At 70.2% G+C, this 15,862-nt stretch carries 13 protein-coding genes; 12 read left to right on the forward strand and 1 reads right to left on the reverse strand.

Annotated elements, in window-relative coordinates:
• The 12 genes from ACZ404_RS17615 (at window position 1) to ACZ404_RS17670 (ending at window position 12,468) form a co-directional block, all read left to right on the forward strand.
• Window positions 1–1,407: a UDP-N-acetylmuramoyl-tripeptide--D-alanyl-D-alanine ligase gene (locus ACZ404_RS17615; RefSeq protein WP_468440750.1), complete on the forward strand. Its 1,407-nt coding sequence runs from the start codon at window positions 1–3 to the stop codon at window positions 1,405–1,407.
• Entirely contained in the window at window positions 1,404–2,477 is a 1,074-nt protein-coding gene (gene mraY / locus ACZ404_RS17620) for a phospho-N-acetylmuramoyl-pentapeptide-transferase (protein ID WP_468440752.1), read from the forward strand. Before ACZ404_RS17615 ends, mraY begins: the two co-directional genes overlap by 4 nt.
• Window positions 2,459–3,895 carry a UDP-N-acetylmuramoyl-L-alanine--D-glutamate ligase gene (murD, locus tag ACZ404_RS17625; protein ID WP_468440754.1) on the forward strand — a complete coding sequence of 479 codons (1,437 nt, stop codon included), beginning with the start codon at window positions 2,459–2,461 and terminating at the stop codon, window positions 3,893–3,895. Before mraY ends, murD begins: the two co-directional genes overlap by 19 nt.
• Window positions 3,896–3,964: 69 nt before the next feature.
• Window positions 3,965–5,329, forward strand: coding sequence for a putative lipid II flippase FtsW (gene ftsW, locus ACZ404_RS17630; RefSeq protein WP_468440756.1), 1,365 nt, complete (start codon window positions 3,965–3,967; stop codon window positions 5,327–5,329).
• A 6-nt stretch (window positions 5,330–5,335) separates the two neighbouring features.
• A complete protein-coding gene (murG, locus tag ACZ404_RS17635; protein WP_468440758.1) occupies window positions 5,336–6,424 on the forward strand; it encodes an undecaprenyldiphospho-muramoylpentapeptide beta-N-acetylglucosaminyltransferase in 1,089 nt (362 codons plus the stop codon).
• Window positions 6,425–6,450: 26 nt separating this feature from the next.
• Window positions 6,451–7,245 carry a cell division protein FtsQ/DivIB gene (locus tag ACZ404_RS17640; protein WP_468440760.1) on the forward strand — a complete coding sequence of 265 codons (795 nt, stop codon included), beginning with the start codon at window positions 6,451–6,453 and terminating at the stop codon, window positions 7,243–7,245.
• 279 nt (window positions 7,246–7,524) lie between these two features.
• The gene (gene ftsZ / locus ACZ404_RS17645) at window positions 7,525–8,736 is read left to right on the forward strand and encodes a cell division protein FtsZ (protein ID WP_468440762.1); all 1,212 of its coding nucleotides are present in this window, start codon (window positions 7,525–7,527) and stop codon (window positions 8,734–8,736) included.
• Window positions 8,733–9,461 (forward strand): peptidoglycan editing factor PgeF, encoded by a 729-nt coding sequence (gene pgeF / locus ACZ404_RS17650; protein WP_468440764.1) that lies wholly within the window; start codon window positions 8,733–8,735, stop codon window positions 9,459–9,461. Before ftsZ ends, pgeF begins: the two co-directional genes overlap by 4 nt.
• Before the next feature lie 6 nt (window positions 9,462–9,467).
• Window positions 9,468–10,187, forward strand: a complete 720-nt coding sequence (locus tag ACZ404_RS17655) for a YggS family pyridoxal phosphate-dependent enzyme (protein WP_468440766.1) — start codon at window positions 9,468–9,470, stop codon at window positions 10,185–10,187.
• 127 nt (window positions 10,188–10,314) lie between these two features.
• The gene (locus ACZ404_RS17660; protein ID WP_468440768.1) at window positions 10,315–10,956 is read left to right on the forward strand and encodes a cell division protein SepF; all 642 of its coding nucleotides are present in this window, start codon (window positions 10,315–10,317) and stop codon (window positions 10,954–10,956) included.
• 50 nt (window positions 10,957–11,006) lie between these two features.
• On the forward strand, window positions 11,007–11,294 hold the full coding sequence (locus ACZ404_RS17665; RefSeq protein WP_468440770.1) for a YggT family protein: 288 nt from the start codon (window positions 11,007–11,009) through the stop codon (window positions 11,292–11,294).
• Between the two features lie 55 nt (window positions 11,295–11,349).
• Window positions 11,350–12,468, forward strand: coding sequence for a DivIVA domain-containing protein (locus tag ACZ404_RS17670; RefSeq protein ID WP_468440772.1), 1,119 nt, complete (start codon window positions 11,350–11,352; stop codon window positions 12,466–12,468).
• Between the two features lie 239 nt (window positions 12,469–12,707).
• On the opposite strand, the gene ileS is transcribed toward ACZ404_RS17670, so the two are convergent.
• Window positions 12,708–15,851: an isoleucine--tRNA ligase gene (ileS, locus tag ACZ404_RS17675; RefSeq protein WP_468440774.1), complete on the reverse strand. Its 3,144-nt coding sequence runs from the start codon at window positions 15,849–15,851 to the stop codon at window positions 12,708–12,710.
• Window positions 15,852–15,862 lie beyond the last annotated feature (11 nt).

The raw sequence follows: 15,862 nt of genomic DNA on the forward strand, positions 1-15,862 counted from the left end.
GTGATCGCCCTCTCCCTCGCCGAGATCGCAGCAGTCGTCGGCGGGCAGACGCACGACATACCGGATCCGTCCGCGGCTGTCACCGGACCGGTCGTCCGGGACTCCCGTGAGGTGGTGCCCGGCAGCCTGTTCGCCGCCTTCGTCGGCGAACGCGTGGACGGCCACGACTACGCCCGGGCCGTCGTGGAGGCGGGCGCGGTCGCCGTACTGGCGTCGCGCCCCGTCGGCGTGCCCGCCATCGTCGTCGAGGACGTCCAGGCGGCCCTCGGCGCCCTCGCCCGCCATGTCGTACGCCGGCTCGGCGCCACCCTCGTCGCCCTGACCGGCTCGGCCGGCAAGACCAGTACCAAGGACCTCATCGCCCAGGTGCTGCAGCGCAAGGCGCCGACCGTGTTCACGCCCGGCTCGCTCAACAACGAGATCGGGCTGCCCCTGACCGCCCTGTCCGCCACCGAGGAGACCCGCTTCCTCGTGCTGGAGATGGGCGCCCGCGGCATCGGGCACATCCGCTACCTCACCGGCCTCACCCCGCCCAGGATCGGCCTGGTGCTCAACGTCGGCAGCGCCCACATCGGCGAGTTCGGCGGCCGTGAGCAGATCGCGCAGGCCAAGGGTGAACTGGTGGAAGCCCTTCCGGAGGACGGGGCGGCGATCCTGAACGCCGACGACCCGCTGGTGCGCGCCATGGCGTCCCGTACCAAGGCGAAGGTGGTCCTTTTCGGAGAGTCGGCCGAAGCGGACGTACGGGCCGAGAACGTACGACTCACGGACAGCGGACAGCCCTCGTTCAGGCTTCACACACCCTCCGGTGCAAGCGATGTGACGATGCGCCTGTACGGTGAGCACCACGTGTCGAACGCGCTCGCCGCGGCCGCCGTCGCCCATGAGCTGGGCATGTCCGCGGAAGAGATCGCCACCGCGCTCTCCGAGGCGGGCTCCCTCTCCCGCTGGCGCATGGAGGTCACCGAGCGCCCGGACGGCGTGACCATCGTCAACGACGCCTACAACGCCAACCCCGAGTCCATGCGGGCCGCCCTCAGGGCACTCGCGGCCATGGGCAGGGGGCGGCGCACGTGGGCGGTGCTCGGCAAGATGGCCGAGCTGGGGGACGAGGCGCTCGCCGAGCACGACGCCGTCGGACGGCTCGCCGTCCGGCTCAACGTCAGCAAGCTCGTCGCGGTCGGGGGGATCGAGGCCTCCTGGCTGCAACTGGGCGCATATAACGAGGGTTCGTGGGGTGAGGAGTCGGTGCACGTGTCCGACGCACAGGCGGCGGTCGACCTGTTGCGCAGCGAGTTGCGCCCGGGGGACGTCGTACTCGTGAAGGCGTCCCGTTCGGTGGGGCTCGAGAGCGTTGCCCAGGCGCTCGTCGAGACGGGGGCCGAGGGTGAGGTCGCCGCCCGATGATGAACCAGATCCTGTTCTCGGGTGTCATTGGCCTCTTCCTGACGCTGGTCGGCACCCCGCTGCTGATCAAGCTCCTGGCACGCAAGGGCTACGGTCAGTACATCCGTGACGACGGCCCGCGCGAGCACGCCAGCAAGCGCGGTACGCCCACCATGGGCGGCATCGCCTTCATCCTGGCGACGATCGCCGCCTACTTCCTCAGCAAGGTGATCACCGGCAAGCCGCCGACGTACTCCGGACTGCTGGTCCTCGGACTGATGTTCGGCATGGGCCTGGTGGGCTTCCTGGACGACTACATCAAGATCGTCAAGCGGCGCTCGCTGGGCCTGCGGGCCAAGGCCAAGATGGCCGGCCAGCTGATCGTCGGCATCGCCTTCGCCGTGCTGTCCCTGATGTTCTCCGACGCGCGCGGCAACACCCCGGCGTCCACGAAGCTGTCGTTCATTACCGACTTCGGCTGGTCGATCGGCCCGGTGCTGTTCGTCGTCTGGGCGCTGTTCATGATCCTCGCGATGTCGAACGGCGTGAACCTCACGGACGGCCTCGACGGCCTCGCCACCGGCGCCTCCGTGCTCGTCTTCGGCGCCTACACGTTCATCGGCGTCTGGCAGTTCCAGGAGTCCTGCGCCAACGCGCAGACCCTGACCAACCCGAACGCCTGCTACGAGGTGCGCGATCCGCTCGACCTCGCCGTCGTCGCCTCCGCGCTGATGGGCGCCTGCCTGGGCTTCCTGTGGTGGAACACCTCGCCCGCCAAGATCTTCATGGGTGACACCGGCTCGCTCGCGCTCGGCGGCGTCCTCACCGGCCTGGCCATCCTCTCCCGCACGGAGCTGCTGGTGGCCATCATGGGCGGCCTGTTCGTCCTCATCACCATGTCGGTCGTCATCCAGGTCGGCTCCTTCCGGCTCACCGGCAAGCGCGTCTTCCGGATGGCACCGCTCCAGCACCACTTCGAACTCAAGGGCTGGTCCGAAGTCCTGGTGGTGGTCCGCTTCTGGATCATTCAGGGCATCTGTGTGATCGTCGGACTGGGCCTCTTCTACGCGGGATGGGCAGCGGAAAAGTGACCACCGGCTCGGAGCTCTTCGACTTCCAGGGCAAGCACGTCACCGTCGCCGGGCTCGGCGTCTCGGGCGTCCCGGCGGCGAAAGTGCTGCACGCGCGCGGGGCGGCCGTCACGGTCGTCAACGACGGCGACGACGCACGCGCGCGTGCGCAGGCCGAGGAGCTGCGGGCGCTCGGCGTCACCGTGCGCCTCGGCGACGGATCGACCCTGCCGGAGGGCACCGAGCTGATCGTCACCGCGCCCGGCTGGAAGCCCGACAAGCCGCTGTTCCTGGCGGCCGGGAAGGCGGGCGTGCCGGTCTGGGGCGACGTGGAGCTGGCCTGGCGGCTGAGGGGGCCCGACGCGGCCCCCTGGCTGGCCGTGACGGGCACCAACGGCAAGACCACCACCGTGCAGATGCTCGCCTCCATCCTGAAGGCGGCGGGCCTGCGCACGGCAGCCGTCGGCAACATCGGCGTCTCCCTGCTGGACGCGGTCCTCGGCGCCGAGACCCATGACGTCCTCGCCGTCGAACTCTCCAGCTACCAGCTGCACTGGGCGCCCTCCCTGCGCGCCCACTCCGCGGCGGTCCTCAACCTCGCGCCCGACCACCTCGACTGGCACGGCTCCATGGAGGCGTACGCGCGCGACAAGGGCCGTGTCTACCAGGGCAATCGGGTCGCCTGCGTCTACAACGCGGCCGACAAGCTCACCGAGGAGCTGGTGCGCGAGGCCGATGTCGAAGAGGGCTGCCGGGCCGTCGGGTTCACCCTCGGGACCCCGGCGCCCTCCCAACTCGGCGTCGTGGACGGCATCCTGGTCGACCGCGCCTTCGTCGAGAACCGGCAGAAGAACGCGCAGGAGCTGGCGGAGGTCTCCGACATCACCCCGCCGGCCCCGCACAACGTCGCCAACGCCCTTGCCGCCGCGGCCCTCGCGCGCGCCTTCGGGGTGCCCGCCGCGGCCGTGCGCGACGGCCTCAGGGCCTTCCGCCCCGACGCCCACCGCATCACGCACGTCGCCGACATCGACGGGGTGGCGTACGTGGACGACTCCAAGGCGACCAACACCCATGCCGCCGAAGCCTCGTTGGCGGCATATGAACCGATCGTATGGATTGCGGGTGGTCTGGCGAAGGGCGCGACCTTCGACGAACTGGTCGCCAGGTCCGCGCGCCGGTTGCGCGCCGCCGTGCTGATCGGCGCCGATCGCGCCCTGATCCGCGACGCCCTCGCGCGACACGCCCCGGAAGTACCCGTCGTCGACCTCGAACGGACCGACACTGGGGCGATGCTCCAGGCGGTGACGGAGGCCAAGCGGCTCGCGCAGCCCGGCGACACGGTGCTGCTGGCCCCGGCCTGCGCCTCCATGGACATGTTCACCAACTACAACCAGCGCGGTGACGCGTTCGCGGAGGCGGTCCGCGAACTCGGCGCCTGACCCCGGCCCGCCTGCCGGGCGGATCTTGGGAGGGACGCGTGGGACGGCCGACGTTCAGTGGAGGCGCCGATGCCCGGTAGCCGTACCGGCGGCCGCCCGCCCGTACAGAAGGCGTCCCGGCGGCCCGCCGTCGCCCGGACCGCCCGCGAGAACGCCGTCCAACGGCTCTACACGCGCGCGCGCAAGGCCTGGGACCGCCCGCTGACCGCCTACTACCTGATCCTCGGCGGCAGCCTGCTGATCACCGTGCTCGGCCTGGTGATGGTCTACTCGGCCTCCCAGGTCACCGCGTTGCAGCTGTCGCTGCCGGGGTCGTACTTCTTCCGCAAGCAGTTCCTCGCCGCGGTCATCGGCAGCGCACTGCTGTTCGTCGCCTCCCGCATGCCGGTGAAGCTGCATCGCGCGCTGGCCTATCCGATCCTGGCCGGCGCCGTCTTCCTGATGGCCCTGGTACAGGTGCCCGGGATAGGGATGGCGGTCAACGGCAACCAGAACTGGATCTCCCTCGGCGGCTCCTTCCAGATCCAGCCCAGCGAGTTCGGAAAGCTGGCCCTGGTGCTGTGGGGCGCGGACCTGATCGCGCGCAAGCAGGAGAAGAAGCTGCTGACCCAGTGGAAGCACATGCTGGTGCCGCTGGTGCCGGTCGCCTTCCTGCTGCTGGGCCTGATCATGCTCGGCGGCGACATGGGCACCGCGATCATCCTCACGGCCATCCTGTTCGGCCTGCTGTGGCTCGCGGGGGCGCCGACCCGGCTGTTCGCGGGGGTGCTGTCGGTCGCCGGGCTGATCGGACTGGTCCTCATCAAGACCAGCCCCAACCGGATGGCCCGGCTCGCCTGCATCGGCGCCACCGAGCCCCGGTCGGGCGTCGCCGACTGCTGGCAGGCCGTGCACGGCATCTACGCCCTGGCGTCCGGCGGACTCTTCGGCTCCGGGCTCGGCGCAAGTGTGGAAAAATGGGGCCAACTCCCTGAGGCCCACACCGACTTCATCTTCGCCGTCACCGGTGAGGAGCTGGGCCTGGCGGGGACGCTGTCGGTGCTCGCCCTGTTCGCGGCTCTAGGCTATGCGGGTATCCGCGTGGCCGGACGCACGGAGGACCCCTTCGTGAGGTACGCCGCGGGAGGCGTGACCACCTGGATCACCGCCCAGGCGGTGATCAACATCGGTGCGGTGCTCGGCCTGCTGCCGATCGCCGGCGTCCCCCTCCCGCTGTTCTCCTACGGAGGGTCCGCCCTGCTGCCGACCATGTTCGCCATCGGGCTGCTGATCGCCTTCGCGCGTGACGAGCCCGCTGCGCGGGCGGCGCTTGCGATGCGGCAACCTCGCTTTGGTAGAAAGCGGGCGGGAGGCTCCGGTGCCGAGCGGGGGCCTCGGAGATGGAACACGATGCGACGGCGTGCCTCGGCGGCGCGTCCGTCCGGAGAGCGGTGAATTTCGGTGCATGTCGTACTCGCCGGTGGGGGGACCGCCGGCCACATCGAGCCCGCGCTCGCCCTCGCGGACGCCCTGCGCAGGCAGGACCCGACCGTGGGGATCACGGCCCTGGGCACGGAGCGGGGCCTGGAGACCCGGCTCGTCCCGGAGCGCGGCTACGAGCTGGCGCTGATCCCGGCCGTGCCACTGCCGCGCAAGCCCACACCCGAGCTGATCACCGTCCCGGGCCGGCTGCGCGGCACGATCAAGGCCGCCGAGCAGATCCTGGAGCGCACCAAGGCGGACGCCGTCGTCGGTTTCGGCGGCTACGTCGCCCTGCCCGGCTACCTGGCGGCCAAGCGCCTCGGCGTGCCGATCGTGATCCACGAGGCCAACGCCCGCCCGGGCCTGGCCAACAAGATCGGCTCCCGGTACGCGGCCCGTGTCGCCGTCTCCACCCCGGACAGCAAGCTGCGCGACGCGCGCTACATCGGCATCCCGCTGCGCCGCTCCATCGCCACCCTGGACCGCGCCGCCGTGCGCCCGGAGGCCCGCGCGCGCTTCGGCCTCGACCCCAACCTGCCCACGCTGCTGGTCTCCGGCGGCTCCCAGGGCGCCCGGCGGCTGAACGAGGTGGTCCAGCAGGTCGCCCCGCGGCTGCAGCAGGCCGGCATCCAGATCCTGCACGCGGTCGGCCCGAAGAACGAACTGCCGCAGGTGCAGCAGATGCCGGGAATGCCCCCCTACATCCCGGTAAGTTACCTGGACCGGATGGACCTCGCGTACGCCGCGGCCGACATGATGCTCTGCCGCGCGGGCGCGATGACCGTCGCCGAACTCTCCGCCGTCGGGCTGCCGGCCGCCTACGTCCCGCTGCCCATCGGCAACGGTGAACAGCGGCTGAACGCCCAACCGGTGGTCAAGGCCGGCGGCGGACTTCTCGTCGACGACGCGGAACTCACGCCCGAGTGGGTGCAGCACAACGTCCTGCCCGTGCTCGCCGATCCGCACCGGCTGTACGAGATGTCCCGCGCCGCAAGCGAGTTCGGCCGCCGGGACGCCGACGAGCTGCTCGTCGGGATGGTGTACGAGGCGATCGCCTCGCGCCGATAGGACGATATGCACGGAGGGCAGTGAGCGTGGCCGGACCGACGACCGCCGAGCGCGGTGACCGCCAGCAGGAGTCGTCCGGCCCGCCGCCCGCGGGGTGGTCGGCCAAACGCCGCCTCCGCCTGCTCGTGGTCCTGGCCGCCCTCCTGGTCTTCCTCGGATCCGGCGCCACCTGGGTGCTGTACGGCTCCGCGTGGCTGCGTGTGCAGTACGTCTCGATCTCGGGCACGCGCATGCTCACCCCCGCCGATGTCCGCGAGGCCGCCTCCGTGCCGATCGGGGGACCGCTCGTCTCGGTCGACACGAAAGCCATCGAAGCCCGACTTCGCCGGAAATTGCCCAGAATTGACACCGTTGATGTCGTCCGTTCCTGGCCCCACGGAATCAGCCTGAAAGTGACCGAGCGGACTCCGGTCCTCCTGGTCCGGAAAGCCGGGAACTATGTCGAAGTCGACGACGAAGGCGTCCGTTTCGCCACGGTTTCGCAGCCGCCGAAAGGCGTCCCGCTGCTGGAACTGACCGCATCCCGGTCGGGTTCGGCCGCCGCGAGTTTCCGGCGCTTCGGCACCGACAGGCTGGTGCGGGAGGCGGTCGGGATCGCCGGCGACCTGCCGCCGGTGGTCGCGCGGGACACCCGGACGCTGCGTGTCCACTCCTACGACGACGTCCAACTGGAGTTGGGCGACGGCCGCGTGGTGGCATGGGGCAGCAGCGAGAACGGCGGCGCCAAGGCACGGGCCCTCACAGCTCTCATGAAAGCAGCTCCCGGCGCGCGGCACTTCGACGTGAGTGTCCCCACCGCCCCTGCGTCATCGGGGAGTTGACGCACATCAGCGCAGGCCAGCACCCTGGTTGGGCACTGCTACGGCTGATCACATAGGGTGAAAAGAAAAACGGGAGGTTCGGCGTGTTCGTTGAACGGGCGCCACTTGTCGACTTAGTGTCCTGTTCAGAAGACTCCAGGGAACAGACACACTGGTAACCCTAAACTTCAGGGTTAGGGTTCGGGTCGGCGCTACGGACCGTCCCATTCGGCATCCGTCGTCCCGGCGCGGGGCACCGCACGGCGGCGACAACGTAATTCGAGGCGAGAGGCCTTCGACGTGGCAGCACCGCAGAACTACCTCGCAGTCATCAAGGTCATCGGTGTCGGCGGCGGTGGTGTCAATGCCATCAACCGGATGATCGAGGTCGGTCTCAAGGGCGTCGAGTTCATCGCCATCAACACCGACGCACAGGCGCTGTTGATGAGCGACGCGGACGTCAAACTCGACGTCGGCCGGGAACTCACCCGCGGACTCGGCGCCGGAGCCAACCCGGCCGTCGGCCGCAAGGCCGCCGAGGACCACCGCGAGGAGATCGAGGAGGTCCTCAAGGGGGCCGACATGGTCTTCGTGACGGCCGGTGAAGGCGGCGGCACCGGCACCGGCGGGGCACCCGTCGTGGCCAACATCGCGCGCTCGCTGGGCGCCCTGACCATCGGCGTGGTCACCCGTCCCTTCACCTTCGAGGGACGCCGCCGCGCCAACCAGGCCGAGGACGGCATCGCCGAACTCCGCGAAGAGGTCGACACCCTCATCGTCATCCCCAACGACCGGCTGCTGTCCATCTCGGACCGCCAGGTCTCGGTCCTGGACGCGTTCAAGTCCGCCGACCAGGTCCTGCTCTCCGGCGTGCAGGGCATCACCGACCTCATCACCACCCCCGGCCTGATCAACCTCGACTTCGCCGACGTCAAGTCGGTCATGTCCGAGGCCGGTTCCGCCCTCATGGGCATCGGCTCGGCCCGCGGCGACGACCGCGCGGTGGCCGCCGCCGAGATGGCGATCTCCTCGCCGCTGCTGGAGGCGTCCATCGACGGCGCCCGGGGCGTGCTGCTCTCCATCTCCGGTGGTTCCGACCTCGGTCTCTTCGAGATCAACGAGGCCGCCCAGCTCGTCAGCGAGGCCGCCCACCCCGAGGCCAACATCATCTTCGGTGCGGTCATCGACGACGCCCTCGGCGACGAGGTCCGGGTCACCGTGATCGCGGCCGGATTCGACGGGGGCCAGCCCCCGGCCCGCCGGGACAACGTGCTCGGTTCGTCCTCCTCCTCGGCGCCGGCCCGCCGGGACGAGCCGGCGCCGGTACGCCAGCCGGAGAGCCGCCCGTCCTTCGGCTCGCTCGGCAGCGTGACGCCGAAGGAGGACCCGGAGCCGGTCCCCGCCGAGCCGGTGGCCGACCTCCCGGTTCCCCCGCCGGTCACGCCGTCGCCGCGCACCTCCTACTCGGACAGCGGGGCCGAGGAACTGGACGTACCGGACTTCCTGAAGTGATAGGACAGCGCGAGAGCGTGAGCGGCGCGCACTTCGCCTTCACCGACCGGTGGGGCGGGGTGAGCGCCGCTCCGTATGAGGAGCTCAACCTCGGCGGAGCGGTCGGCGACGACCCGCAGGCCGTACGCACCAACCGGGACCTCGCGGCCAAGTCGCTCGGTCTCGACCCCGGCCGGGTCGTCTGGATGAACCAGGTGCACGGCAACGAGGTCGTCCTGGTCGACGGACCGTGGGGCGACCGGCAGCCCCCGCAGGCCGACGCCGTCGTCACGACGGTGCGGGGCCTCGGCCTCGCCGTTCTCACCGCCGACTGCGTGCCGGTCCTGCTCGCCGACCCGGTCGCCGGCGTGGTCGCCGCGGTGCACGCCGGGCGGCCCGGCATGGTCCGCGGTGTCGTCCCCGCCGCGGTTCGGGCCATGGCCGAACTCGGTGCCGAGCCGCGCCGGATCGTCGCCCGCACCGGACCGGCCGTGTGCGGCGGGTGCTACGAAGTGCCGGAGGAGATGCGCGCCGAGGTGGCCGCCGCTGAGCCGGCGGCGCACGCCGAGACGCGCTGGGGCACGCCCGCTGTCGACGTGAGCGCCGGAGTGCACGCGCAGCTCGACCGGCTCGGGGTGCGCGACCGGGCGCACTCGCCGGTGTGCACGCGGGAGTCGGACGACCACTTCTCGTACCGCCGCGACCGCACCACCGGGCGGCTCGCGGGTTACGTCTGGCTGGACTGATGGGGCATGACGGACCGTAAGACCGAACTCGCCGCAAATCTGGCGAAAGTGGAGCAGCGCATCGCCGCCGCGTGCGTGGCAGCGGGGCGCGACCGGGCGGAGGTGACCCTGATCGTGGTCACCAAGACCTACCCGGCGAGCGATGTACGGATCCTCTCGGAACTCGGGGTGCGCCATGTCGCCGAGAACCGGGACCAGGATGCTGCCCCGAAGGCGGCCGCCTGCGCGGATTTGCCCCTGAAATGGCACTTTGTTGGGCAGTTGCAGACCAACAAGGTGCGCTCCGTGGTCGGTTATGCGGATGTGGTGCAGTCCGTGGACCGTTCGCGGCTCGTCGCGGCGCTGTCCAAGGAGGCCGTGCGGGCCGGGCGCGAGGTGGGGTGTCTGCTCCAGGTCGCACTCGACGCCGGCGTGAGCGGGCGCGGGGAGCGCGGAGGTGTCGCGCCGGGCGGAATCGAAGAGTTGGCCGACCTCGTCGCCGGTTCACCCGGACTGCGGCTCGACGGTCTGATGACCGTCGCCCCGCTCACCGGCGAGTACGCGGGACGCGAACAGGCGGCGTTCGAGCGGCTCATGGATTTGTCGACCGACCTGCGCCGAGCCCATCCGGCTGCAACCATGGTGTCCGCAGGGATGAGTGCGGACCTCGAACAGGCCGTGGCCGCCGGGGCGACACATGTGCGCGTCGGCACCGCGGTACTCGGAGTCCGCCCCAGGCTCGGGTAACGTCGCCAGGAAGTCGGACCACAGCAGAAAATATGGTCAGTGCCGTGCAGAAGGGCACAACGACCACGTGGATCGCGGGCACTTGGCGGTCGTCAGCGGATCCACCACAGAGCGGAGGACTCAGAGCATGGCCGGCGCGATGCGCAAGATGGCGGTCTACCTCGGCCTCGTGGAGGACGATGGGTACGACGGCCGTGGATTCGACCCCGACGACGACTTCGAGCCCGAACTGGACCCGGAGCCCGAGCGGGACCATCGGCGGCACGAGCCGTCACACCAGTCGCACGGTGCACTTCAGACCCAAAGGGACGAAGAGGTACGAATCGTGCAACCGCCCGCGCCACGCGAACCGGTGGCCCGATCGACTTCGCTCGCCGCGGAATCCGGGCGTCCGGCGCGCATCGCGCCCGTGGCATCCATCACACAAGAACGTCAGTCCCTGGAGAAGAACGCACCGGTGATCATGCCCAAGGTCGTGTCCGAACGAGAGCCGTACCGGATCACCACGCTGCACCCCCGGACGTACAACGAGGCCCGTACCATCGGGGAACACTTCCGTGAGGGCACGCCGGTGATCATGAATCTGACTGAGATGGATGACACAGACGCGAAGCGACTTGTCGACTTTGCGGCCGGTTTGGTGTTTGGTCTTCACGGCAGCATCGAGCGGGTGACGCAGAAGGTGTTTCTGTTGTCGCCTGCTAACGTCGATGTCACGGCGGAGGACAAGGCCCGCATCGCAGAGGGCGGGTTCTTCAACCAGAGCTGAGACGCACCACCGGAAAGAAGCACGGGACAGGGGAGAGGGAAAGTCAGGCCATGAGCGTGTTCGCGCAGGTGATCTACATCGCGCTGATGGTGTTCCTCGTCGTGCTCATTTTCCGGCTGGTCATGGACTACGTCTTCCAGTTCGCCCGCTCGTGGCAACCCGGCAAGGCGATGGTGGTCGTCCTGGAGGCCACCTACACTGTCACCGATCCACCGCTGAAGCTTCTGCGGCGGTTCATCCCGCCGCTGCGTCTCGGGGGCGTGGCGCTCGACCTGTCCTTCTTCGTACTGATGATCATTGTCTGGATCCTCATCTCCGTTGCGCAGAGCTTCCTGTGATGAGGGTGGACGATACGGTCTTGCCGACTGCCGATGACTACGTTGAGGTGAAGAGATGCCGTTGACCCCCGAGGACGTGCGGAACAAGCAGTTCACGACCGTCCGCCTCCGAGAAGGCTATGACGAGGACGAGGTCGATGCCTTCCTCGACGAGGTCGAAGCCGAACTGACCCGTCTGCTCCGCGAGAACGAGGACCTGCGCGCCAAGCTGGCCGCGGCCACGCGCGCTGCTGCGCAGAACCAGCAGAACATGCGCAAACCTCCGGAGCAGGACCAGCCACCGCATCCCCAGCAGCAGGGCATGCGAGGTCCCGGCGCGCCAGTGCCCGCCGGGATATCGGGCCCGCCGCAGCAGCAGATGGGTGGCCCCATGGGTGGTCCGCCCCAGCTGCCGAGCGGTGCTCCGCAGCTGCCCGCCGGTCCCGGCGGTCAGGGTGGCCCGCAGGGCCCCGGTCCGATGGGCCAGGGTCCGATGGGTGGCCCCATGGGCGGTCAGCCGCCCATGCAGCAGCAGATGGGCGGTCCGATGGGCGGCCCCATGGGCGGTCCGATGGGCGGCCCCGGTCAGGGCCCCGGTGGCGACAGCGCCGCCCGAGTCCTCTCGCTGGCCCAGCAGACCGCCGACCAGGCGATCGCCGAGGCCCGCTCCGAGGCCAACAAGATCGTCGGCGAGGCCCGCAGCCGCGCCGAGGGTCTCGAGCGTGACGCCCGCGCCAAGGCCGACGCGCTCGAGCGGGACGCGCAGGAGAAGCACCGCGTGGCCATGGGCTCCCTGGAGTCCGCGCGCGCCACGCTGGAGCGCAAGGTCGAGGACCTGCGCGGCTTCGAGCGCGAGTACCGCACGCGCCTGAAGTCGTACCTGGAGTCCCAGCTGCGCCAGCTCGAGACCCAGGCCGACGACTCGCTGGCCCCGCCGCGCACCCCGGCCACCGCGTCCCTCCCGCCGTCCCCGGCGCCGTCCATGGCCCCGGCCGGCGCGAGTGCCCCGTCCTACGGCGGCAACCAGACGATGGGCGGGTCCCCTGCGCCGTCCGCCCCGTCCTACGGCGGTCAGCAGCAGATGACCCCGGCGATGACCCAGCCCATGGCTCCGGTCCGCCCCCAGGGTCCGTCCCCGATGGGCCAGGCGCCCTCGCCGATGCGAGGCTTCCTGATCGACGAGGACGACAACTGACAGGTCACTGAAACGAGTACGACAACGGCGTCGGCAGCGTTCAGAGCGGAGCCCCGGACTTCGGTCCGGGGCTCCGCTCTTTCTGCTCGGGCGGCTCTTTCTGCTCGGAGTGTCGGGACTGCTCGGACTGCCGGGACTGCTCGGACTGCCGGGACTGCTCGGGCTGCTCGGGCCACTCGGGAAAAGGAAGGCCCGGCCTCCGGGCTGGAGGCCGGGCCTTGTCGAGAAGGCGCGGGCGCTTACGCCTTGCGCAGCCGGAACGTCAGCGACAGCCCCTCGTCGGTGAACGGCTCGCCGTACGTCTCGTCGGCCTCGCCCTGGCCGAAGTCGGTCGACAGGACCTCCTCGGCGATCAGTTCGGCGTGCTCGGTGAGCGCCGCGACCACCGCCGGGTCGGTCGACGTCCAGCGCAGGGCGATCCGGTCGGCCACGTCCAGCCCGCTGTTCTTGCGGGCCTCCTGGATCAGCCGGATCGCGTCACGGGCCAGGCCCGCCTGCCGCAGCTCCTCGGTGATCTCCAGGTCCAGGGCGACCGTCGCACCGGAGTCGGAGGCCACCGACCAGCCCTCGCGCGGGGTCTCCGTGATGATCACCTCGTCCGGGGCGAGCGAGACGGTCTCCCCGTCGACCTCCACCGACGCCGTGCCCTCGCGCAGCGCGAGGGACAGCGCCGCCGCGTCCGCGGTGGCGATCGCCCTGGCCACCTCCTGCACCCGCTTGCCGAACCGCTTGCCCAGCGCCCGGAAGTTCGCCTTGGCCGTCGTGTCGACCAGCGAGCCGCCGACCTCCGACAGGGACGCCAGCGAGGAGACGTTCAGCTCCTCCGTGATCTGGGTGTGCAGCTCACGGTCGAGGGACTCGAAACCGGCCGCCGCGACCAGCGCCCGCGACAGCGGCTGACGCGTCTTGACGCCCGACTCCGCGCGCGTGGCCCGCCCCAGCTCCACCAGCCGGCGCACCAGCACCATCTGCTTCGACAGCTCCGGGTCGATGGCGGAGAGGTCCGCCTCCGGCCAGGGGGCCAGGTGCACCGACTCCGGGGCACCCGGGGCCACCGGCACGACGAGGTCCTGCCACACCCGCTCGGTGATGAACGGGGTGATCGGCGCCATCAGCTTGGTGACCGTCTCCAGCACCTCGTGCAGCGTGCGCAGCGCGGCCTTGTCACCCTGCCAGAAGCGACGGCGCGAACGGCGGACGTACCAGTTCGACAGGTCGTCGACGAACGCGGACAGCAGTTTGCCGGCGCGCTGGGTGTCGTACGCCTCCAGCGCCTGCGTCACCTGGTCGGTGAGCGCGTGCAGCTCGGACAGCAGCCAGCGGTCCAGCAGCGGACGCTCGGCCGGGGCCGGGTCGGCGGCGGACGGCGCCCAGTTCGACGTACGGGCGTACAGCGCCTGGAAGGCGACCGTGTTCCAGTACGTGAGCAGGGTCTTGCGGACGACCTCCTGGATGGTGCCGTGGCCCACGCGCCGGGCCGCCCAGGGCGAGCCGCCGGCCGCCATGAACCAGCGCACCGCGTCCGCGCCGTGCTGGTCCATGAGCGGGATCGGCTGCAGGATGTTGCCCAGGTGCTTGGACATCTTGCGGCCGTCCTCGGCGAGGATGTGGCCCAGGCAGACGACGTTCTCGTACGACGACTGGTCGAAGACGAGCGTGCCGACGGCCATCAGCGTGTAGAACCACCCGCGGGTCTGGTCGATCGCCTCGGAGATGAACTGCGCCGGGTACCGGCTCTCGAACAGCTCCTTGTTCTTGTACGGGTAGCCCCACTGCGCGAACGGCATCGAACCCGAGTCGTACCAGGCGTCGATCACCTCCGGCACGCGCGTGGCCGTCTTCGCACAGCCCTCGTGCGGGCAGGCGAAGGTGACGTCGTCGATGTACGGCCGGTGCGGGTCCAGGTTCGACTGGTCCGTGCCGGACAGCTCGGTCAGCTCCGCGCGGGAGCCGACGCAGGTGAGGTGGTCGTCCTCGCAGCGCCAGATGGGCAGCGGGGTGCCCCAGTAGCGGTTGCGGGACAGCGCCCAGTCGATGTTGTTGTTCAGCCAGTCCCCGTAGCGGCCGTGCTTGACGGTCTCCGGGAACCAGTTGGTCTTCTCGTTCTCCTGGATCAGCCGGTCCTTGATCGCCGTCGTGCGGATGTACCACGACGGCTGCGCGTAGTAGAGCAGCGCGGTGTGGCAGCGCCAGCAGTGCGGGTAGCTGTGCTCGTACGGCAGGTGCTTGAAGAGGAGGCCGCGCTGCTTCAGGTCCTCGGTGAGCTTCTCGTCGGCCTTCTTGAAGAAGACACCGCCGACCAGCGGGACGTCCTCCTCGAAGGTGCCGTCGGGGCGGACCGGGTTGACCACGGGCAGGCCGTAGGAGCGGCAGACCCTGAGGTCGTCCTCACCGAACGCGGGGGACTGGTGGACCAGACCCGTACCGTCCTCGGTCGTGACGTAGTCGGCGTTCACCACGAAGTGCGCCGCTTCGGGGAAGTCGACGAGCTCGAACGGCCGTTGGTACGTCCAGCGCTCCATCTCGGCGCCGGTGAAGGTCTGGCCGGTGGTCTCCCAGCCCTCGCCGAGCGCCTTCCCGACCAGCGGCTCGGCGACGACGAGCTTCTCCTCGCCGTTCGTGGCGACGACGTAGGTGACCTCCGGGTGCGCGGCGACCGCCGTGTTGGACACCAGGGTCCAGGGGGTCGTCGTCCAGACCAGCAGCGCGGCCTCGCCGGCCAGCGGACCGGAGGTGAGCGGGAAACGAACGTACACGGACGGGTCGACGACCGTCTCGTAGCCCTGCGCCAGCTCGTGGTCCGACAGGCCGGTGCCGCAGCGGGGGCACCAGGGGGCGACGCGGTGGTCCTGGACCAGCAGGCCCTTGGTGAAGATCTCCTTCAGCGACCACCAGACCGACTCCACGTACTCCGGGTCCATGGTCCGGTACGCGTCGTCCAGGTCGACCCAGTAGCCCATGCGGGTCGTCAGCTCGGCGAAGGCGTCCGTGTGCCGGGTCACCGACTCGCGGCACTTGGCGTTGAACTCGGCGATGCCGTACGCCTCGATGTCCTGCTTGCCGGAGAAGCCCAGCTCCTTCTCCACCGCCAGCTCCACGGGCAGGCCGTGGCAGTCCCAGCCGGCCTTGCGGGCCACGTGGTAGCCCCGCATGGTGCGGAAGCGGGGGAAGACGTCCTTGAAGACGCGTGCCTCGATGTGGTGGGTGCCGGGCATGCCGTTCGCGGTGGGCGGGCCCTCGTAGAACACCCACTCCGGGCGTCCCTCGGACTGCTCCAGGCTCTTGGCGAAGATCTTCTGGTCGCGCCAGAAGTCGAGCACGGCGTGCTCAAGCGCGGGCAGGTCGACCTGGGCGGGCACCTGGCGGTACGTCGGCGCTGTCATCTGCGAGCATC

Source organism: Streptomyces sp. NPDC030798, from assembly GCF_055572275.1.